This is a genomic window from Paenibacillus sp. YN15 (genome assembly GCF_003285005.1).
Lineage (GTDB): Bacteria > Bacillota > Bacilli > Paenibacillales > NBRC-103111 > Paenibacillus_AR.
In genome coordinates this window covers 159,770-179,953 of record NZ_QMFA01000005.1, presented here as the reverse complement: position 1 = coordinate 179,953, position 20,184 = coordinate 159,770, and the positions used below count along the sequence as shown (strand labels likewise).

At 57.2% G+C, this 20,184-nt stretch carries 18 protein-coding genes; 11 read left to right on the top strand and 7 right to left on the bottom strand.

All coding sequences use genetic code 11. The annotated features are described in order from the left end of the window. The first annotated feature begins 5 nt into the window (after positions 1–5). The 3 genes from DQG13_RS06575 to DQG13_RS06565 are packed head-to-tail and all read left to right on the top strand — an operon-like array spanning position 6 to position 4,193. Positions 6–911, top strand: coding sequence for an ABC transporter permease (locus DQG13_RS06575; RefSeq protein ID WP_113018947.1), 906 nt, complete (start codon positions 6–8; stop codon positions 909–911). Between the two features lie 27 nt (positions 912–938). Next, the gene (locus DQG13_RS06570) at positions 939–1,832 is read left to right on the top strand and encodes a carbohydrate ABC transporter permease (RefSeq protein ID WP_113018946.1); all 894 of its coding nucleotides are present in this window, start codon (positions 939–941) and stop codon (positions 1,830–1,832) included. Between the two features lie 30 nt (positions 1,833–1,862). Continuing rightward, positions 1,863–4,193, top strand: a complete 2,331-nt coding sequence (locus tag DQG13_RS06565) for a helix-turn-helix domain-containing protein (protein WP_113018945.1) — start codon at positions 1,863–1,865, stop codon at positions 4,191–4,193. 92 nt (positions 4,194–4,285) lie between these two features. Here the strand turns inward: DQG13_RS06565 and DQG13_RS06560 are convergent, their stop codons facing one another. Beyond that, positions 4,286–4,846: a hypothetical protein gene (locus DQG13_RS06560; RefSeq protein WP_113018944.1), complete on the bottom strand. Its 561-nt coding sequence runs from the start codon at positions 4,844–4,846 to the stop codon at positions 4,286–4,288. A gap of 118 nt (positions 4,847–4,964) precedes the next feature. Between DQG13_RS06560 and DQG13_RS06555 the strand changes: the two genes are divergently transcribed. Both DQG13_RS06555 and DQG13_RS06550 read left to right on the top strand, forming a co-directional pair. Next, complete coding sequence (locus DQG13_RS06555; protein ID WP_113018943.1) at positions 4,965–5,888, top strand: Gfo/Idh/MocA family protein; 924 nt, start codon at positions 4,965–4,967, stop codon at positions 5,886–5,888. Positions 5,889–5,981: 93 nt separating this feature from the next. Beyond that, positions 5,982–8,027 carry a Na+/H+ antiporter gene (locus DQG13_RS06550; protein ID WP_113018942.1) on the top strand — a complete coding sequence of 682 codons (2,046 nt, stop codon included), beginning with the start codon at positions 5,982–5,984 and terminating at the stop codon, positions 8,025–8,027. 363 nt (positions 8,028–8,390) lie between these two features. On the opposite strand, the gene DQG13_RS06545 is transcribed toward DQG13_RS06550, so the two are convergent. Further along, entirely contained in the window at positions 8,391–9,062 is a 672-nt protein-coding gene (locus DQG13_RS06545; RefSeq protein ID WP_113018941.1) for a hypothetical protein, read from the bottom strand. A 140-nt stretch (positions 9,063–9,202) separates the two neighbouring features. After that, complete coding sequence (locus tag DQG13_RS06540; protein ID WP_113018940.1) at positions 9,203–10,084, bottom strand: radical SAM/SPASM domain-containing protein; 882 nt, start codon at positions 10,082–10,084, stop codon at positions 9,203–9,205. Between the two features lie 178 nt (positions 10,085–10,262). Between DQG13_RS06540 and DQG13_RS06535 the strand changes: the two genes are divergently transcribed. Beyond that, positions 10,263–12,317: a molybdopterin-dependent oxidoreductase gene (locus tag DQG13_RS06535; RefSeq protein WP_113018939.1), complete on the top strand. Its 2,055-nt coding sequence runs from the start codon at positions 10,263–10,265 to the stop codon at positions 12,315–12,317. A 37-nt stretch (positions 12,318–12,354) separates the two neighbouring features. Then, the gene (locus DQG13_RS06530) at positions 12,355–12,930 is read left to right on the top strand and encodes a Uma2 family endonuclease (RefSeq protein WP_220094334.1); all 576 of its coding nucleotides are present in this window, start codon (positions 12,355–12,357) and stop codon (positions 12,928–12,930) included. A gap of 105 nt (positions 12,931–13,035) precedes the next feature. Here the strand turns inward: DQG13_RS06530 and DQG13_RS31430 are convergent, their stop codons facing one another. Continuing rightward, on the bottom strand, positions 13,036–13,167 hold the full coding sequence (locus DQG13_RS31430; RefSeq protein ID WP_258525493.1) for a hypothetical protein: 132 nt from the start codon (positions 13,165–13,167) through the stop codon (positions 13,036–13,038). 218 nt (positions 13,168–13,385) lie between these two features. On the opposite strand from DQG13_RS31430, the gene DQG13_RS06525 reads away from it, so the two are divergent. Genes DQG13_RS06525 through DQG13_RS06515 form a run of 3 tightly spaced genes read left to right on the top strand, consistent with a single transcriptional unit; the run spans position 13,386 to position 15,727 of the window. Continuing rightward, on the top strand, positions 13,386–14,531 hold the full coding sequence (locus tag DQG13_RS06525; RefSeq protein WP_113018938.1) for a metallophosphoesterase: 1,146 nt from the start codon (positions 13,386–13,388) through the stop codon (positions 14,529–14,531). An 18-nt stretch (positions 14,532–14,549) separates the two neighbouring features. Then, positions 14,550–15,242, top strand: coding sequence for an FAD-dependent thymidylate synthase (gene thyX, locus DQG13_RS06520; RefSeq protein WP_258525492.1), 693 nt, complete (start codon positions 14,550–14,552; stop codon positions 15,240–15,242). Continuing rightward, the gene (locus tag DQG13_RS06515) at positions 15,239–15,727 is read left to right on the top strand and encodes a dihydrofolate reductase (RefSeq protein ID WP_113018936.1); all 489 of its coding nucleotides are present in this window, start codon (positions 15,239–15,241) and stop codon (positions 15,725–15,727) included. Before thyX ends, DQG13_RS06515 begins: the two co-directional genes overlap by 4 nt. Positions 15,728–15,809: 82 nt before the next feature. Here DQG13_RS06515 and DQG13_RS06510 read toward each other — a convergent pair whose 3' ends face one another. Next, positions 15,810–16,025 (bottom strand): FmdB family zinc ribbon protein, encoded by a 216-nt coding sequence (locus DQG13_RS06510; protein WP_113018935.1) that lies wholly within the window; start codon positions 16,023–16,025, stop codon positions 15,810–15,812. Between the two features lie 438 nt (positions 16,026–16,463). On the opposite strand from DQG13_RS06510, the gene DQG13_RS06505 reads away from it, so the two are divergent. Further along, entirely contained in the window at positions 16,464–17,297 is an 834-nt protein-coding gene (locus DQG13_RS06505; protein WP_397333944.1) for a YitT family protein, read from the top strand. Positions 17,298–17,310: 13 nt separating this feature from the next. On the opposite strand, the gene DQG13_RS06500 is transcribed toward DQG13_RS06505, so the two are convergent. Together DQG13_RS06500 and DQG13_RS06495 are read right to left on the bottom strand one after the other, a co-directional pair. After that, on the bottom strand, positions 17,311–19,017 hold the full coding sequence (locus DQG13_RS06500; protein ID WP_113018934.1) for an NAD(P)H-hydrate dehydratase: 1,707 nt from the start codon (positions 19,015–19,017) through the stop codon (positions 17,311–17,313). A gap of 386 nt (positions 19,018–19,403) precedes the next feature. Continuing rightward, the gene (locus DQG13_RS06495; protein ID WP_397333943.1) at positions 19,404–20,171 is read right to left on the bottom strand and encodes a sulfite exporter TauE/SafE family protein; all 768 of its coding nucleotides are present in this window, start codon (positions 20,169–20,171) and stop codon (positions 19,404–19,406) included. Positions 20,172–20,184 lie beyond the last annotated feature (13 nt).

Genomic DNA, 20,184 nt, shown 5'->3' with positions numbered 1-20,184 from the left:
CCGCCATGTCCAGCTTGATCAAGGATTACCGGAAGCATAAATATTTGTACCTGATGATCATCCCGGTGGTGCTGTACTATGTGCTGTTCCATTATGTGCCCATGTACGGCGCTGTTATTGCTTTCAAAAATTATCAGGTGGCGCAAGGCTTTGCGGACAGCGCATGGGTGGGCTTCAAGCATTTCCAAAGCTTTTTTGACAGCTATTATTTTCGCAGGCTGATCACCAATACCTTGCTGATTAATCTGTACCAGCTGATCTTTTCATTTCCCGCGCCAATTATTTTCGCTCTCCTGATTAATGAAATTGCAGGGAAATTTTTCAAAAGAGTGGTGCAAACCGTCACCTACCTGCCGCACTTTATCTCCATGGTCGTGATCTGCGGTATGATTACCCAATTTTTGGCCCGTGACGGCGTCATAACGGATGTGCTGGTGTTTTTTGGAATGGAGCGCACCGCATTATTGGGTGTTCCGGAATATTTCCGCACCATCTATGTGGCGTCCGATATTTGGCAGGGAGTAGGCTGGGGGTCCATTATCTATCTGGCCGCATTGTCCGGCATCAATCCGGAGCTGTATGAAGCCTCCCGGATCGACGGGGCCAACAAGTGGAAGCAAACCGTTCATGTGACCATACCGGGAATTATCCCCATTATTATCATCATGTTTATTCTGAAGATCGGCCATATGCTGGATGTGGGATTTGAGAAGATCATTCTGCTGTACAATCCCAACACGTACATTACCGCGGATGTCATCAGCACCTTTGTGTACCGCAAGGGCTTGGGCGGGGCTTTCGAATTCAGCTATGCCACAGCAGTGGGACTGTTTCAGTCGGCGGTGAATTTCCTGCTCCTGATTACGGCCAACAAGATCAGCGGCAAGGTCAGCGAAACCAGTCTGTGGTAGCGGAAAGTTTGGGAGGAGGAGAAGAGCATGCTGGCCAATAGGCGGGAGAGAAGCGTCGGCGAGTCTGTATTTCAAATAGGCAACATCCTGTTTATGATTGTGATGGTGGTCATTACCCTGTATCCATTTTTTTATGTCGTGGTGAGCTCCTTAAGCGATTCCCATCAACTGGTTTCCCATACCGGTTTGCTGCTTTTGCCCAAGGGCTTTACCTTCGGCGCGTATGAGCGGGTTTTTCAAAATCCCAATGTGCTGACCGGCTACCGGAATACCCTGCTTATCGTCGTGGGGGGCACGGTGCTCAATCTGTTTATGACCAGTCTGGGGGCTTATGTTCTGTCGCGGAAAGGAGTCAAATGGGCCAAATACATTACGCTCCTGATTGTATTCACCATGTTTTTCTCAGGCGGCCTGATCCCCATGTATCTGCTGGTCAATAACTGGCTTCACTTGGGAAACAGCCTGTTTGCCCTGATTGTTCCGGGACTCATTTCCACATGGAACCTGATTATCCTGCGGACCTCCTTCGAAGCCATTCCGGAGAACCTGATTGAATCCGCCCGGATTGACGGAGCCAATGATTTCACCATTCTGTTCCGGGTGGTGATCCCCCTGTCCATGTCGGTAATGGCCGTGATGATTCTCTACTATGGGGTAGCCCACTGGAACGCCTGGTTCGGCGCCATGATCTACCTGCGGGACCGCAATCTGTTTCCTCTTCAGCTGGTTCTGCGGGAAATTCTGATTCAGAACAGCACCATGGGCATGGCAGCGGATGCCTCCGCCATGGATGCGGAAGCAGTGGGCGAAAGCATCAAATACGCCACAATTGTGGTGGCTACCTTGCCCATTCTGGTAGTATACCCCTTCCTGCAGAAATATTTTGTAAAGGGTGTTATGATAGGATCTATCAAAGGCTAACAAGAGAAAGAGGAACGGAGCGAATGAGGCATGCCGAAATGGAGGAGCAAGGGCGTCCGGCTGCAATGGCTGTACTCCTATCTGCTTGTGCTGCTGATTCCGGTTGTGGCGGTTATGGGCATTTATTCGAAAACCAGACAATTGATCGAGAGCGAAATCTCCCGGGCCAATTCGGCTTTGCTTGCTCAGCTCCAGCAGGAATTTGATGCCAATATCGATTATTGCTTCAGCCTGACGGAAATGATTACCCTAAACTCCAAGCTGTCGTCTCTTATCCGCAACCAGGAGACCATCGGCGTTCAGGAACGCCTTGGCATCTCCCAACTGCTGACGGATCTGCGGGCGTACAGTCTGCCCCGGAGCACGGGAGCGAGCTTATATATTTATTTTCCCAAAGGCGAATTTGTGCTGAATGAAAAAGCGTATTATACCGCCGATATTTTCCACCAGAGTTATCTGGAGCCTGCGGGCGTTGGTATTGACCGGTGGAAAGGCTTTCTCCAATCGGGCCTGCGCGGATTTTTCACCAGTCAGGAAAGCTATGGCGGCGGACCCGACAAGGGCATCATGTATGTCCATTATTTAACAGATCAATTTAGAGGCGGCTCCACGGCGGTTTTGGTGATCCAGCTGGATCAGGAGCGTTTGCTTTCTTCCTTGCAGCATATCCAATCGTATAATCAGGGCGAGGTTCTTATTCTTGACGAGCAGGACCGGATTCTGGCGTCTTCCGGCAATCCGGGGCGGAATTACAGCGGAATTCCGTTTGAGAGCGCCTTCCGCCAGGAAAGCGGCGTGGCCAAGCTGAAGCTGGACGGGGAGGATATTGTGCTGTCCTATACCCAATCCGCCAAAACCAACTGGAAATATATTTATGTGCTTCCAGCCAATATCTACAGCGAAAAGGCGGAATACGCGGGGAAAATTACCTATTTTGCCATTATCGCGGCGTTGATCGTGGGACTGCTGCTGGCGCTTATGATGACAAGACGCCATTATCATCCCCTTGCCAGGCTGATCAAAAGCGCCAACTCCCACCATAAGCGGGAGCTGGCCGAAGTATCTCTGAGCAATGAATTCGATTACCTGGAGGAAGTGCTGGATCAGGTTTGGGAAAGCAACACGGCCATGAATGAGGCTTTGGAAAAGCAAAAAACCACCCTTCGCTCCCACCTGCTGGTGCGCATCCTGAAGGGCAGGCTGGAGCAGGGTTTTCCGGCAGACGCCGTCCTGCCTGAGCATGGGATCAAACCCTTGTCGGACCAGTATGCGGTGCTGCTCATATATTTGGAGGACTACAGCGGTTTTTTCTTGAGCCATGAGCAGGATGAGGAAAAAAACCGCAGGCTGGTGCAACTGATCATTGCCAATATTGTGGAGGAGCTGACGGAAAAAGAGCATCAGGGCTGGGTGACGGAAATTGACAATATGATGGCTTGTCTGCTTAACTTTAGCGGCTCGTCCTCACCGGAAGCCGCCATGGAGGACATGCGCACCATCGCCGAGGAAGCCCTGCGCTTTATCGGGGACCGGTTTCACATCCACTTCACCGTCTCCGCCAGCGATATTCACCGCTCCCTGGCCAATGTGCCGCAAGCCTATCATGAGGCGCTTCATGCCATGCAGTACAGGATGATAATGGGCACCCGGATTTTCATTGGCTACGGGCAAACCCAGCATGAGCATTCCTCCTACAGCTATCCGCTGGATCAGGAGCAGCAGCTGAGCAATCTGATCCAGGCGGGAGAGGCCGGCAGCGCCCGGGAGATGCTGGAGCGGATTATTGCCGAGAATCTGTCCAGGCCCGGCATATCGGCGGATATGATCCGCTGCCTCCTGTTCGATATCTCCAGTACGATGATGAAGGCTGCCATGGAAAGCGGCCTTGAAAACGACGGATTGTTCGCCGATAATCTGCATATTCTGAAGGCGCTGGTAAACGGAGCTACGGTTATGGAAACCCGGCAGCGGCTTTCCGAATTTCTGGACCAGCTTTGCAAGCTGGCGGAGGAGCGGAAGAAAAAGGGGAAGCACCGGCTGAAGGAAAATGTCATTGCCTATATTGCGGACAATTATCAGGAGCAACACTTAAGCGTCAACTCCATCTCCGAGCATTTTGGCGTACATCCCTCCTATCTGTCCCGTTACTTCAAGGAGCAGACCGGGGATATGCTGTCCGAATACATCAGCCGCTGCCGGATTGAGCAATCCAAGCTGCTGCTGCTTCAGGACGATATGCTGATCAAGGAGATCAGCGACCGGGTAGGCATATTCAGCGTCACCACCTTTGTTCGCCTGTTCAAAAAGTATGAGGGCGTGACGCCCAGCACGTACAAGGAAAACAGGCGCTCCCTGCGTTAATGCCAAAGAAGAACACCGCGCAACAGCTCCGCGGTGTTCTTCTTTCATTTGAAAAAGGGATATGATACTATTTTCACAGCAAACGGCTGGCATTATGCGGGAAAGCTCTTGCGGACGGGAGCCGTCCGGTGCTCCGCCACGGCCGGGTCCGCGGGATGCAGATCCTCCAGCCGGATCACAAGCCGGGTTACCTCGTCGGCGGTGTAAGACAGGGTGCGGAACCGGGCGGCCACATTGGCCAGCTCAATGCCGTACAGGTCCTTCCTGCGGCGGTGGGGCACCAGATCGTATTGCAGAACGGGAATCCCTGCGGTTTCTGCCGAGTAGGCGGATGGCGCGGCAGCCGGCAGTCCGTCAACAGGGAAATAAAGGCGTTTTTTGTTCCAGGGAATTCCCCCATGGAGAGCTTCCAAAATAATAAAGCCCTCCCCGTCCTCGCTATCTGTCCGGTATACCCGCATGCGGGGAGCAGACTGGCCGGGTTTGACCGTCTGGCTGGTTTTCAAATCGGGAATAAAGGGAACCAGCAAAATGGGGATGCCGGTTGCGGCATACAGCAAATAAGCCGATTCAAGCAAGATAGCCGAAGCAATCAGGCCAACAAAGAGAATCAGGCCGGCGGCAAGAGCCAGGCTGTTTTTGGATGTGGTCATTAGGTTAGAAGGCCTCCTAAGCGGATCATGAAGACATATGGATAACATGACTATCTTACCATAAGCGGGGCCGGGTTAAAAGCTGTTGAAAGATGACAATTGGCGGGAGGAACAACGGATGGCGGCAAAAGTGGGGATTGTTGGATTGGGAGATATTGCGCAAAAGGCTTATTTGCCGGTGCTGGCTGCCCATGACGGGGTGGAGATTGCCGGAGTGATGAGCCGCTCGGCCGAAACGGTGGAGAGAATCGGCCGCAGTCTGCGGGTGGCCGGGCGGTATACCAGCCTGGACCGGCTGCTGGGGGAGGCGGAGCTGGACGCTGTTTTTGTCCATAGCCCGACGGAGACTCATTACAGTATTGTGATGCAATGTTTGCAGGCCGGCGTGCATGTATATGTGGACAAACCCCTGTCTTACGACATCGGCGAATCGGAGGAGCTGGCCCGGTGCGCCCGGGAGACGGGAAAGCTGTTGGCTGTGGGCTTTAACCGGCGATTTGCGCCCCTGTATGTGGAAGCCAAAGCCTGGATGGAGGCGGTTGGCGGCTTCCGGCTGTGCACCGCGGAGAAGCACCGCACCCGGCAGCAGAAGCACGGGGCCAAACAGACCTTGTATGATGACCTGATCCATATGATGGATCTGGTTTTGTGGCTGTCCGGCGAAACAGAGCCGGAGGTTTCGTACCGCCAGCAGGCCGATGCGGATGGGCGGCTCCTGTGGGCGTCGGGGAGATTTGTGGTGGCCCCGGGGCAAGGGGAGGCCGCCTTCAGCATGGTCCGCAGCGCCGGATTGGACCTGGAGCGGCTTGAGCTGCATGGGGGAGGCCGCAGCGCCCGGGTGGTCAACCTGGAGCAGGGGCTGTTTGCGGAAGCGGGGGGAGCCGCCCGGGAGGCAGGCTTCGGCAGCTGGGAGCCCGTTCCGCAGCGCCGCGGCTTTACCGGAGCGGTGGAGCATTTCCTGGCCAGCCTGTCCGATCCGGCGGCCTGCTCCATCAGCGCCGACAAGGTGCTGCCGGTCCATCGGCTGATCGAGAGGTTGTAATCCGCGGTCATGCTCCTTGTCGCCGCCAATGAGCATTCGGTATAATGGAAGAATCGACCTTTTTTACGACAGATGACGGCGGAGGAGTAGAGAATGGAGATTTTTCTGGCGGTGCTGGTCATGCTTGGCCTAATCGGCGTATCCAATGTGGTGAACCGGTTTTTGCCGATGATTCCGGTGCCCCTGATTCAAATTGCTCTTGGCGCTCTGGTGGCGATGATCCCCTCCGGGGTGCATCTGGAGCTGGAGCCGGAGCTGTTCTTTGTATTGTTTATTGCTCCGCTTTTGTACAATGACGGCAAACATACCCCCAGGGACGAGCTGTGGCGGCTCCGGGCGCCAATTTTGCTGATGGCGGTAGGGCTGGTATTTGTCACCGTGTTCGCAGTGGGCTATGCCATCCATTGGATGATTCCCTCCATCCCTCTTGCAGCGGCCTTCGGCCTGGCGGCTATTCTGTCGCCTACGGATGCAGTGGCGGTGAGCTCGCTTGCGGGCCGGCTCCATTTGCCGAAAAGCCTGATGCGCCTGCTGGAGGGAGAGGCCTTGATGAATGACGCCTCCGGTCTGGTGGCATTCAAATTTGCCATTGCCGCGGCGATTACAGGCGTTTTCTCTTTGCCAAAGGCCTCCTTCAGCTTTCTGGAGATTTCAGTAGGCGGCCTGCTCTTCGGCGCAGTTCTGGCCTTTCTCATCATCGGGCTGCGGAAGCTGCTGCGCCGCTTCGGCATGGAGGATGTGACGATTCATATGCTGATCCAGCTGCTGACGCCCTTTATGCTGTATTTGACTGCCGAGCATCTGGGAGTATCGGGGATTCTGGCGGCGGTTGCCGGCGGCATTGTCCATGCGGTGGAGGATGACCGCTCCCGTACCCACTCCTCCTATAACCAGCTCAGCGTTTCCCAGCTCAGCACGGTTTCCACCAATACCTGGTCGGTTATCCTGTTCATTTTAAACGGTCTGGTGTTCGTTATTCTGGGGCTGCAAATTCCCGATGTGAGCATCACCGTCATCCGCAATCCCTTGCTCAACAATCTGCAGATGTTTGGTTATGCCGCGGCCATATTTGCGATCCTACTGGTTTTGCGGTTTTTGTGGACCCTTGTTTTCACCAGAACGGGGAAAGGAAGCAGCAAATCGGAGCTGCCTTCTCTGAAAATCCTGCTGATGACCTCCGTGTCCGGTGTGCGGGGAGCCGTGACCCTGGCCGGTGCGTTTTCTATTCCGCTGGTGCTTAACGACGGAACGCCGTTTCCGGAACGGGATCTGATCATTTTCCTCGCCGCGGTGGTCATTCTGCTGTCGCTGTTGTCGGCCAGCCTGTTTCTGCCATTGCTTGCCCGTAGAAAGGATGCCGCACAGGGGCAGTCGCTGCTGGAGGAGGCGCAGGTCAAGGTGTTGACCGCCGCCATCCAGGCTGTCCGTTATGAGGCCACTGAAGAGAACGAAGCGGCTGTCTCCTCTGTCATCGCCGATTACCGGCAATGGATCGGACAGGCCGAAAGCAAAAAATCCCCCGGCAAAGGAACACGGCTGGACAAGGGAACGGAAATCCAACTGCGTCTGTCCGCTTTAAACACGGAGCGGGAATTCGCCCGGAGCCAGTTGGACGAAGGCCGGATTACGCCGGAGCAGGCGGACATGTTCTTCCGGATGCTGGACCAGATGGAGGTCCTGATGGCCAATCCGGCGCGGATGTGGAAGGCGATGCTGAAGCTGTTCTTTAGGAGGCTGAAGCATCCTTTCGCCCGCAATGCAGGCTTGGACCGGTTCGCCGGGAAGCGGAAGGACCTCGAAGCGGTAAGAACGTTGAAGCTGAAAAGCAGCGAAGCGGCCCTCCAGTCTCTTCTGGAGCAAAACGGCTCCTCTGCCCATAGGGAAGAACGGAGCGCGGTGATCAGCCATTACCGGGAGGTGCTGGAGCGGTTCAACCGGGTATCTGCCGTGACCCACCGCCACGACTCGACCTTCCATGAGCAGCGCAAGGAGCTGCATGGCTTCGCTATTCAGGCGGAGCGGAACGCCGTGCAGGCCATGTACGAGCTGGGCGAGCTGAGCCGCGAAGCGGCCGGTGAGCTGCGCCGCCGGATCAAGGCCCGGGAAGCAGTGGTGCTGGAGCAGGATGAGATGGCGTAGGCCCGGCGGTTTTCGCCGGCATAAAAACCCCAGCTGCGCATGAAGCGGCTGAGGTTTGCTGTTTGCTGTTTGGCATAAGGGGTGGAGCGCAGGTTGCTGGTTAGGCGATAAAGGTTGGGCCCGGGTGAAGGTCCGGAGGTTGGCTCGGACAGATTAACGGAAGTGATTTTCCGCTATATGCTGCTGCAGAAGCAGGATAGGTGCCATAGTGGAAGCCAATTTCCGCTATCGGGCTGGAGATGCAGCGATTCTGCCTAAGCGGGGGCCAATAGCGGAAAACTCCTGCCCTTATTCGGCAGATTTGCCGTTCGGTACCCCCAATAACGGAAAAAGGCTTCCGTTATGGGAACAAAACCGGGTGTACTAGAGGCATTTTTCCTTCAGCTTGTCCACGGCCAGTTCCACATCGGCTATCCGGTGATTGAGGAACCGGATTTCGCCCCGCATGTCCAGGATTTCTTCCCCCAGCTTCTGCTCGATCCGCACAACATTGCCCTCCGTCCGCCGCACATCGAGGGTCAAACCCTCCAGCTTGGCATTGGTAAGCTCCTGGGCATTCCGAATCGCCGAGGACAGCTGAAACAGTTCCCCTTGCCCAATCTTAAGGCTGCTGACATCGCCTTTGAGGGTGTGGGCATCGTCCTTAAGGCTGCTGACATCGCCCTTGAGGGTGTTGACATCGCCCTTGAGGGTGTTGACATCGCCCTTGAGGGTGTTGACATCGCCCTTGAGGGTGTTGACATCGCCTTTGAGGGTGCTGACATCGCCCTTGAGGGTGTTGACATCGCCCTTGAGGGTGTTGACGTCGTCCTTAAGGTTGCTGACGTCGCTTTTGAGGGTCTGGACGTCGTCCTTAAGGCTGCTGACGTCGCCCTTGAGCGTGTGGACATCGTCCTTAAGGCTGCTGACGTCGCTCTTGAGAGTGTGGACGTCGCCCTTAAGGTCTTTGATATCCGACTTGACTGTCTGCATATCGTCGCCCAGGGTCTGGACGGCTTGCAGAATTTGAAGCAGAATGGGATCACTGACGGACATAATAAAAGAACCTCCCCGCGTGGATGGATAGAACAGAGCGCGTGTCGGTATACGTGATCCATGAACCGATTGGTACCATTATATCAGGACTGGGGGACAAGTGCCATTTCTATTTTTGCTCCTGCCGGGTTTACGGAAGGTTACATACTGCCAAATTTCTTCCGGTAGCCGCATTTCCGGCATAGCTCTTCTACCGCCCGTCTGCCGGAAAAACCGTCCCGCAGTCTGCGGGCCCGCTCTCCCTGCAGAATCTCCGCAAAGGGCCGCTTCCGGAGATTGCCCAAGGCAATCACACCCTCGCCGTCCAGACAGCAGGGCACCACTGTACCGTCGCAGAGAATCGCCGCATGGGTGCGCAGCGCGTGGCAAAAGCCTCTGCCCTCATCCTCCGGGGCGTCCAGACTGGGCCACTCAAACCGGTAGTCCCGGTTCAGATAGATCCGGTCTGCCACCCGGAGGCCTTTGCCCGGCAGCGCCGCTTCCAGAGCAAGGGGAGGCAGCGCGAACGTATCCTCCATAATCGCTGTCAACCGCCGGTTAAGCTCCAGACCCCCTGCCTCTTCCGTCCGGGGAGCATCCCACAGTCGCAGGCTGACATAGGTACCGTGCCCTGCCGCCTCTTGGGCAAACCGGAGGCATTGGCGCAGGTAGTCCAACTGGTACGCCTCCCCCTTTTCCCGATGCTCCCCCATGCTGTGCAGCGAAATATTCACCTGCCGCAAAGCCTCTTTGCCGAGAAGCTCGGCTCCTTTTTTGGGAAGCAAGGTGCCGTTGGTGGTGAGATTAACCTTCATCCCTTCTTCGGCGCAGATGTCCAATAGCCTCCCGATCGACGGGTGGAGCAGGGGTTCCCCTTTTACATGCAGACAAATCTGGTTTGTAAACGGGCGGACTTGCCTTAGAATATCCCGGAAGGCGTCCGGCTCCATGAACATGGCCTTCCTGGCTGTAGGAGGGCAGAAGCTGCAGGATAAATTGCAGACACTGGTAATTTCGATGTAGACTTTTTGAAAAGGTTTCATAGCGTTCTCCTGTCCACAGGCTTCCGCCAAAAGCCCCCGGATTCCGCTTCAGAGCTTCCCGTCACTTTTGGGGGGGATGGTTTATTATAACAGCTTTGTTCGCTTTGCACCCACGGATTGATTATAATGAAAAAAAATCATGTTTGATCACCGAACAAAATGAGGAGAGACAAGCACCATGACAGCTGCCCGATTTGCCGCCGACGGCGTATTTCCTTCCGTCTGTTCCCTGGACTGCCCCGACCAATGCGGGCTCCTGATCCATAAAAAAGACGGCCGGATCATCAAGGTGGAGGGAGACCCTTCCCATCCTATCACCAGAGGGGCGATTTGCAACAAAGTCCGCCATCTTTCCGAACGTATCCATGATCCCGCCAGACTCCGGACGCCGGTCAAACGCACAGGTCCCAAAGGCTCCGGCGAATTCACCCCCATCACCTGGGAGGAAGCCGTCAACGAGATTTCCTCCCGCTGGAAAACGCTGATTGCCGAAGAAGGGGCGGAGGCCATCCTCCCCTACAGCTTTTATGGCAACATGGGCTATTTGGGCACCGAGGGTATGGACCGCCGTTTTTTCCACCGGATGGGGGCAAGCCGTCTGCAGCGTTCCATCTGCTCTGCCGCGGGCGGCGTCGGCTACCGGTATACCATGGGAGGCGACATGGGAACCAGTCCCGAGGATACGGTAAACGCCAAGCTGATCATCTTCTGGGGCGTCAACGCAGTTAGCACCAACATGCACCAGGTTATGCTGGCGGAGGAGGCCCGCAAGGCGGGAGCGGTGATCGTGGCCATTGATGTCCACAAGAACCGGACGGGGAAATGGGCGGACTGGTTTATCCCCCTTCGTCCGGGGACCGATGCCGCGCTGGCCTTGGGGATCATGCATGTTCTGTTTGCCGAGGGAATGGCGGATGAGGAGTTTCTGTGGGAATATACAGTGGGAGCGGAGGAACTGCGGGAGCATGTCCGCTCATATGATCCTGCCAGGGTCTCCGCCATTACCGGAGTCTCCGAAGAGGATCTGTACAAGCTGGCCCGGATGTATGGCACCGCCAAACCCAGCTTTATCCGCATCGGCAACGGCTTGCAGCATCACGACAACGGCGGCATGAACGTGCGGACCATCTCCTGCCTGCCAGCCATAACCGGCGCTTGGCTGCATAAAGGCGGGGGAGCCATCAAAAGCAACAGCGGCTATCTGACCCTGAATGAACGGGCCTTGCAGCGCCATGATCTGCTCAAAAAAGCCACCCGCCGGATCAATATGAACCATATCGGCCAGGCGCTGCTGGAGCTGACGCCGCCCATCCGTTCTTTGTATGTGTACAACTCCAATCCGGCTATTGTGGCCCCTGATGCCAATAAGGTGCGGGAGGGGCTGGCGCGTGAAGATTTGTTCACCGTTGTTCATGAGCTGTTCCTGACGGAAACCGCCCGTTATGCGGACATCGTGCTGCCGGCAACCTCCGCGCTGGAGAACACGGACCTCTACGAATCGTACTGGCATCACTATATCCACCTGCAGGAGCCTGTGCTGGAGCCTTGCGGCGAAAGCAAGTCGAATGTGGAGGTATTCCGTCTTTTGGCGGAAGCTATGGGTTATGATGACCAAGCGCTGCAGGACAGCGAGGAGGACATCATCCGGCAAGCCTTGGATGCGCCGAATAATCCGGTCCTGGAGGGCATTACCTATGAGCTGCTGAAGGAGCAAGGTTTTGTGAAAGGGCGGGTGCGTCCCTTATTCCCCGGCAAGCTGCCGACGCCAAGCGGCAAGATTGAGCTGTACTCCAAAGCCATGCAGCAGGACGGCTATCCGCCCTTGCCGGAATATGTGCCCCTGCCGGATGAGGACGGGCTGCCCTTCCTGTTTGTGCCGGCGCCCAACCACAATTTCCTGAACTCCACCTTTTCCAATAATGCCAAGCATGTCCGGCTGGAAAAGGAGCCCTTGCTTCATATGAATACTGCCGACGCCGCGGCAAAAGGGATTGCCGCAGGGGATATGGTCAGGGTCTGGAACCGGCGGGGAGAGTGCATCATGCGGGCTGCTGTAGGTGAGGATGTGCTGTCCGGCACCCTGGTGAGCCAGGGGCTGTGGGCCGATGCCTCAGGGAGGAAGCGGGTGGTGAATGCCCTGACCCCTGCCCGGACGGCAGATATGGGCGGCGGGGCCGTGTTTTTTTCCGGAAGAGCGGAGGTAGAGCGGGTTAGTGGCGATATGGTAAAATAGAGGCAAGAATGGACTGATGGCAAAAGGGGCAATGCAAATGAGTATGCCGCCGGAAAACAAACGGTACACATACGCCGATTATTTGACCTGGCCCGAGGGAGAGCGGGTAGAGCTGGTGGATGGACAGGTTTATGCTATGACGCCGGCGCCCAACCGGATTCATCAGGAGATATTGGGCAGGACGTTCAACATGTTTTTAAACTTTTTGAAAGGCCGGAAAGGCCAGGCTTATGTTGCCCCCTTTGATGTCCGGCTGCCCAAGGGAGATGAACGGGACGACAAGACGGATACAGTGGTTCAGCCGGATTTGTCCGTCATCTGTGATCCGTCCAAGCTGGACGATCAGGGCTGCCGCGGCGCTCCCGATTTGGTAGCGGAGATTATTTCCCCCAGTACCCTGAAATACGATCTTACGGTGAAAAAGCGGCTTTATGAGCGCTCGGGAGTAAAGGAGTATTGGATGGTGTACCCTTTGGAACGAATTGTGATGGTCTACAAGCTCCAGGACAACGGCCATTATGATGACGGCGAAGCTTATGATAAAAAGGGAGTTATCCCGGTGGGGATTTTCCCAGGGTGGGAGCTTGCGCTGACCGATATTTTTGAAGCATGAAACCATTCCCCAAAAGTTAAAAGAGCTCCGGACACCTGCTGTCCTGGAGCTTCTTGCTGGAATCGGGGCTTTCGCCGGCTCGACCGTTCGGACGGAAGCCGAAAATTAAATCGAAGGCCGGTTGGGCACGTGGAATTTGGCCTCATTCTGCGTCAGCTTGGCATCCTTGGTGTCTTGAGCGTTGGCGGATTCGTCAGCCATGGCCTGCATTTTTTGCTTTAGGGTCTTTTTTGCCATCGGTCATCCTCCTCTTGGGGTGAATGGTGGAATCGGATTTAGCTTGCGGCGTCCACGGGACAAATAATCAAGGAAAGTGCTGCCGGAGGCCATGATGGCCGCCAAGCTTCTTTTGTCCGCATTTGGTTTTATCTCCGCGGCGGATATGTGTCCGGTTGTAATTGCTTCATCGGTTGTGAGACAATACGGAATAATCGAAATCATAGGAGTCCGAGCATATGAAACCTGGCATGATTGTTTCGGCTGTGCTGTCGTTGGCTGTGTTTGCAGGACTGAATCTGTATTTGGGCTGGAACGGGGCGGTATTCTGGCGCGAGGCGGTTCCCGGTATTCCTGTCCTCTGGTTCTGGTTGGGGTACGGCGTACTCGCCCTGTCGTATATAGCCGCCATGCTGCTCCGGAAGACGCTGCCCTATCCTCTGGCCAAAGGGCTGAAAATCATCGGCTCCTACGGGCTGGCCATTCTGTTCTACATGATCATCCTTGTGCCTCTGGCTGATCTGGCTTACGGTCTTCTGCGGCTTGCCGGGGTGGAGCGGAGCGCCGCGGTGTTGGGTACCGGATGGACTGCTGCTGCAATTCTGATGGCGGTGATGCTGGTTGGTACGCGCAATGCGTGGAGAACGGTCATCCGCCGCTATGAGCTGGAGGTGCCCAAAGCCTGCGGCGACGGCCGCAAGGAGCTCCGCATTGCCGCTGCGTCGGATATCCATCTGGGGGCTGTGGTGGGCAATTCCCATCTGGTCAAGCTGGCCAAAACCATGGACAAGCTGAAGCCCGATGTGATTCTTTTGGCGGGGGATGTGCTGGATGACAGCCTGGAGCCTTTTATCCGGGAAAATATGGCCCAGTCCCTGAAGCTGCTGAATGCGCCGTTGGGAGTGTACGCTTCTCTGGGCAACCACGAATATTACGGCGGCCATATCGGCGAGTATATCCGCAGAATGAAGGACATCGGCATCCGGGTGCTTACCGACCAAGTGGTGGATGTGGAGGGCAGCTTCTATATTGCCGGCCGCAAGGACAGAGCGGCGGAGCAGATTGAAGCGGGCGGCCGCCAAAGCGTCGGCCAGCTTCTGTCGGAGACGGACCCGGACCGTCCCGTGATTCTGCTGGACCATCAGCCTTATGCGCTGCAAACTGCCGCAGAGGCGGGGGTGGATCTGATGCTTTCCGGCCATACCCACAGGGGGCAGATGGCGCCGGCCCACTTGGTCACAAGGAGATTGTTTGAGCTGGATTGGGGCTACCTGAAAAAAGGAGCCATGCATGTCATTGTCTCCTCCGGCTTTGGCCTGTGGGGGCCCCCCATCCGGCTGGGAAGCCGTTCGGAGATTCTGGATATCCGTCTGAAATTTATATAAATGAGGGGAGCCGTTTTTATGGGAAATCAAATACAAATGCACGTGGAGCTGCTGGCGCATACGCCGGAGGCCCGGAAAATCGCCTTTACGGCAATCAGAACCTGCTACAGCCCCAATGAGCCCAGCGATTTGTTCGAGGGAGCGGAATACGGAAGATATCAGCAGCAAACTGCTTCGGACGGGCAAGGAGGCAGCGATGCGGACCGGCTGTTCCGCCATATTGTCGGCTCCGGCCACACCTCCACCATGGAGCATATCAATTTCACCTTTGCTCTGGAGGGCGTTTCCCGGGTGCTGCTGGCCCAATTGACCCGGCACCGGGTGGGCTTCGGATTCTCCGTCCAATCCCAGCGCTATGTCTCTGACGCATCCGATAAAAAGAAGGGCGGCTTCAACTATGTCATGCCGCCGAAGATTGCCGAGCTTCCGGAAGCCGCGGCATATTTCGCCGAGCTGATGGAAAACCTGCAGACCGCTTATGACAAGCTGGCGGAGCTGGGCGTACCCAAGGAGGATGCCCGGTTTGTTCTCCCCAACGCGGCGTCCACCAACATTACCATGACCGCCAATTTGCGGGCGCTCTTAACCTTCTACAGCAAACGCCGTCCGGGCAGAGGGGCCCAGTGGGAAATCGCCCTTCTGGCGGAGCGGCTCCGGGAAGAGGTTGTGAAGGCGGAGCCCTGGCTGGATGCCTTCTTCGAACAGGCATGATCACGCTGATTGCCGCTATGGACCAAAACCGCGGCATCGGCCGGGAAGGGCGGCTGCCCTGGCGGCTGCCTGGCGATCTGGCCCGCTTCCGCCGGATCACCACCGGCCACGCGGTGCTGATGGGCCGCAAAACCTGGGAATCCATCGGCCGTCCCCTGCCGGACAGAACCAATATTGTGCTGAGCCGCCGGCCCGCTCCTGCAGATGCCCAAGGGGTGTTGTGGGCCTCTACGCCGGAGGAGGGGCTGAAGCTGGCGGGAGAAGGCGAGGTATTCATTATCGGCGGCGCCGAGGTGTTCAAGCTGTTTTTGCCCCGGGCGGACAGGCTGTTATTGACGCTGATCCATCAGGCTTTTCCGGCGGATACCTTTTTTCCGAAGGTGGAGGAGGGGCAATGGGAGCTGGCTTCCGTCGTTCCCGGAATGACGGATGAGGACAATCCCTACTCCTATGATTTCCGGGAATACCTTCCGATTGGGCGGTAGGGATAACGCTATAAGAACTGCAACAAGGCCGTCTTCCCGGATGAAGACGGCCTTTGCCATGTCTGCCGGCGTCGGCGGCAGGTTAATGCGCGCACCCGCCGCCGCATACGTGGGCATTGGGGCAGGAGGGCATTTCCGGAGATCTTCGCGAGCTAAGAATTCCTACGCTTTTGAACACGGCTTCCAGCTCATTGCTGCCGCATTCCGGGCAAAGGATGCGCTTGCCGGTGCGCTCGCTTATGGAGGCGGAGACGTTGAACTGGTTTCCGCAGCGGCATTTCAGATCATAAGAGGGCATGGTCGATAAACCTCCTGTGGGTGGTAAGATAAGGGCTTGCGAACAGGCTTATTGTACGTCAATAGGGCAGTAAAGGAAATGGCGAAATCGGGAATTTCTTCCGGGGCTTTGATGGATTTGCCGGGGGTTATTTTCATAACATTTCGTCTATTTCAAATTTCTTTCGGGAGCTGTCGACAAGATAAAAAAGCTCATTCATAACCTGACATCAAGTGTGAGAGAAATCATAGTCGCCCAACCCGATAAAAAATATAATCGCCATGATAAAATAATTTTTTGCCGAGGCCTGTACACGAAGCGGGTTCGTCCTTAGAGGAAAATTATTATGCCCTCCAAGAATTTGCTTTCGGCATGGCCGAAATTAGCCTTGCCCATCATGAGGAAAAGAAAAAAGGGGATTCTATCATGTACATTCGCAATCTTGCCATCCCAGTTTCCATGGAGGGAATTATGAAGCAGGCTCGTGATGTGGTTATGATCGTTGTATCCGCACTGCTGGTTTCCATCGGGCTGAAGCTGTTCCTGATACCGCATCAGCTATTGTCCGGCGGTGTTGCAGGGCTTGCTTCCGTTATCGGGTATTTGAGCAATCCCAAATATATTTCGCTGTTCTATTTTGGCATGAACCTGCCCATTCTCATCTGGGGCTTGATTGCCGTCGGCAAACGTTACATTTTCCTGAGCATTCTGTCCGTAGCCTCCACTACCTGGTTCTTGAGTGTGCTGCCCAGCATCAAAGTAGTCAGCGATCCCATCTTGGCGGCGATTGCCGGAGGCGTAATTATTGCCGGAGGGATCGGCTTTTCCCTGCGGGCAGGCGGCTCCACGGGGGGCTTCGATATTCTGGGCTCCATTATTACCCGGAAGCGCGACGTTCCCATAGGAACTGTGCTGTTTATTATGGACGGCATGGTGATTCTCACGTTGGGTTATTTCAAAAGCTGGGACCTGGCTCTGTGCACCATGCTGTGTACCTTCGTCAAGAGCAAGGTGGTGGACATGATCCATATCCGCCATGTTAAAGTAACCTGCTTCATCGTCACCAAAAGGCGGGATGAAATGCTGGCCCGGCTGAAGCTTTTGCCCCATGGGGTAACAGTGGTCAATGCCGAGGGCGGCTACAGCCACGAAGGAAACTGCATGCTGATGACGGTTACCACCCGCTATGAGCTGGCGGAGCTGCGGAAGGCCATTCTCGAGACGGACCCCAAGTCCTTCGTCAATGTGCTGGAAACAGTGGAGGTTATGGGCCGGTTCAGGCGGTTGGGATGATGACAAGGGAGGATCATAGCTGTGCCACAATGTCTCCGGCCAGAAGAGAAGCGGAACCGCCGGGGCGCAGTTGTGCCGCTCGGTCACCGGCGGCGCCGTGGAGGTAGACGCCTAGGGCGGCGGCTTCTCCTGCGGCATAGCCTTGGGCCAGCAGGGAGGCAATCAGCCCGGCCAGCACATCCCCGGCTCCGCCGGTGGCCATGCCCGGGTTGCCGGTGCCGTTGATATAGGCGCGGCCGTCGGGGAGGGCGGTGACGGTGCGGGCCCCCTTCAGGACCAGAACAACATTGTGCTCCCGGGCAAAACGGATAGCTGAGCCGATGCGGTCACGCTGCACTTCCGCGGTGGGGATGCCCAGCAGGCGGGACATTTCTCCCGGGTGCGGGGTGAGGATGGCGGGCCGGTTGGCCGGGGCAATCCAAGTGCGGAAATCCTGGGCGTCTGCCAGCATGTTCAGGGCATCGGCATCTACCACCAGTGGGCAGGCGGTTTCTTCCCAGATCCGCCGCAGCCAGGCGCTGTCTCCTGCCCACCGGCCCAAACCCGGGCCGATAAGCATGGCGCTGCGGGAGTTGGCCAACTCCCGCAGCGCCTGCGGGGCAACGGCGGACCAGCCGACAGCGTCGGCGGAAGCAGGCGCGGGCGTCTCGGTAAGCGGGGCCAGCATCAGCTCCGGAGGGCGGTTCACCGCCAAGGGCGTCAGGGAGGCGGGCAGGGCCCAGCTCACCAGGCCGCTGCCGCCCCGCAGCGCGGCGGAGGCGGACAGCAGGCCCGCGCCCATCATGGCGGCGGAGCCTGCGGCCACCAGCACATGGCCGTAGGTGCCCTTGTGGGTGTCCGCCGCCCGGGGGCGCAGGGGATCGAGGGAGAGCGCCTCCGCGGCGGTTTGGGCGGTGACGTAGCGCACCGCCACTCCTTCTTCGCGGGCCAGCCGGGAGGGAATGCCGATGGGGGCTACGGTGATTTGCCCGGCGTATTCCGCGCCGGGGTACTGCAGCAGCCCCCGCTTCAGGAAGGCCAGGGCCACGGTGGAGGCGGCCCTGATGCAGGGGGCATGGACGGCGCCGGTATCGGCGTCCATGCCGCTGGGGATATCGGCTGCCACAATGGGCAGCCCGCTTGCGTTGGCGGCGCGGATCAGCGCCGCATAGGGCTCCCGCGGCGCACCGGCGGCGCCTGTGCCCAGCAGCGCGTCGACGACGCCGGAGTACCGCTCCCACTGGAGCGGTGCTCCGGACGCCGACGCGTCCAGGCACGGCACGCCGAAGCGGGCGGCAATGGCCGCCTGGGCCGCGGCTTCGCCTGAAAGCTCCGCGGCGGGCACCGCCAGCGCCACGTCAACGGCGACGCCCGCCTCCATCAGGTGGCGGGCAGCCGCAAACCCGTCGCCGCCGTTGTTGCCCTTGCCGGCCAGCACCAGCCACCGCTCCCGGCGCCGAGCCGGGAGCGCACTATCGGCGCCTGCGGCTGCGCGCTCCCCGCCAGGCGCCGCTCCTGCACCGGCGGCAGCTGCTCCGCCTGCCGCCCCCGAACCTGCGGCGGCGCCTTGCACCCCGCCGCCTTCGCGCACCGCCGCGCTTCCCCCGCGGCCGGCCAGCCGCAGCACCTCCTCGGCGATGGCCCGCCCGGCATTTTCCATCAGCACCATGGCGGGAATGCCGATCTCCTCAATGGTCCGGCGGTCCAGCCTGCGCATTTCCTCCGACGTTACCGCAAACATAATCCAACCTCCCTCAACTAATCTGCCATATCAAATTTTCCATCACGGCCCAGACTCCCACTAGTTCCTCCGAAACTGGAGAGTATGCGCCAATAGCGGAAGCCCAGCTTCCGCTATTCCTGCTCCGGAGCTTGTTAAGGATAACGGAAGCCAACTTCTGCTATTTCGCCAAACTCGCCCTGCTGGAGGGGCTTTTGAAGCCAATAACGGAAAACCATTTCCGCTATCCGTTCTCCAATCGCCTTCATCCATCGCCTTCATCCATCGTCCTCATCCCATGTCCTCATCCCATCACCTTCATCGCTCCAACGCTCCAATCGCTCCAACGCTCCAATCACCTTCATCCCCTCGCCCCCATCGGGCCTGCAGCAGAGCCTCCACGCCCTTTACCCCGCCAGCAAGTCCCATATTTGCTTGCCGATCAAGATAGTGGTGACGCCGAGGAACAGCGGCTTTACATAGGCGCTGCCGTTCCGGATGGCCAGACGGGAGCCGGTCAGGGCCCCGGCGATCATGGCGATGCCCATGGGCAAGCCGTAAGGGACGTTAACCACCCCCAGCGCGAAGAAGGTAGCCAGGCTCCCCAGATTGCTGGCCAGATTCAGCGCCTTGGAATTGGCGGAGGCCCCGACAAAATCAAAACCCAGCAGGAGAAACAGAAAAATAAGGAAGGAGCCGGTGCCCGGTCCGAAAAAGCCGTCGTAGAACCCCAGCGCTACGGCGCCGCCAATCAGCACAATCCGGTTCCTGCCCGTAGGACCGGCAAAATGACTTTGATTTCCCCAGCTTTTTTTGCATAATGTATAGAGAGTTACCGCGATGAGCATTACCACCACCATAGGCTTCAGGAAGGTGGCCGGAATCTGCTGGACCGTAAGCGAACCCAGCACCGCTCCTGCGAGCGATAACGGAAACAGCCAAGCCACAAGCCGAAAGTTCATTTTTCCGGAAAACAGGAAGGAGGCCGAACTGGTCAGCGAGGACATGGTGCCCGCCAGTTTGTTGGTCCCCAAAGCCAGGCCGGGAGGAAGCCCCGCAAATAACAGCGCCGGCATGGAAATAAGCCCTCCGCCGCCTACCACGGAATCAATGAAGGCCGCCACGAACCCGGCGCCCACCAAAAACAGCAGCATGATGAAGTCTGGATGCTCCACGTTTACATTCTCT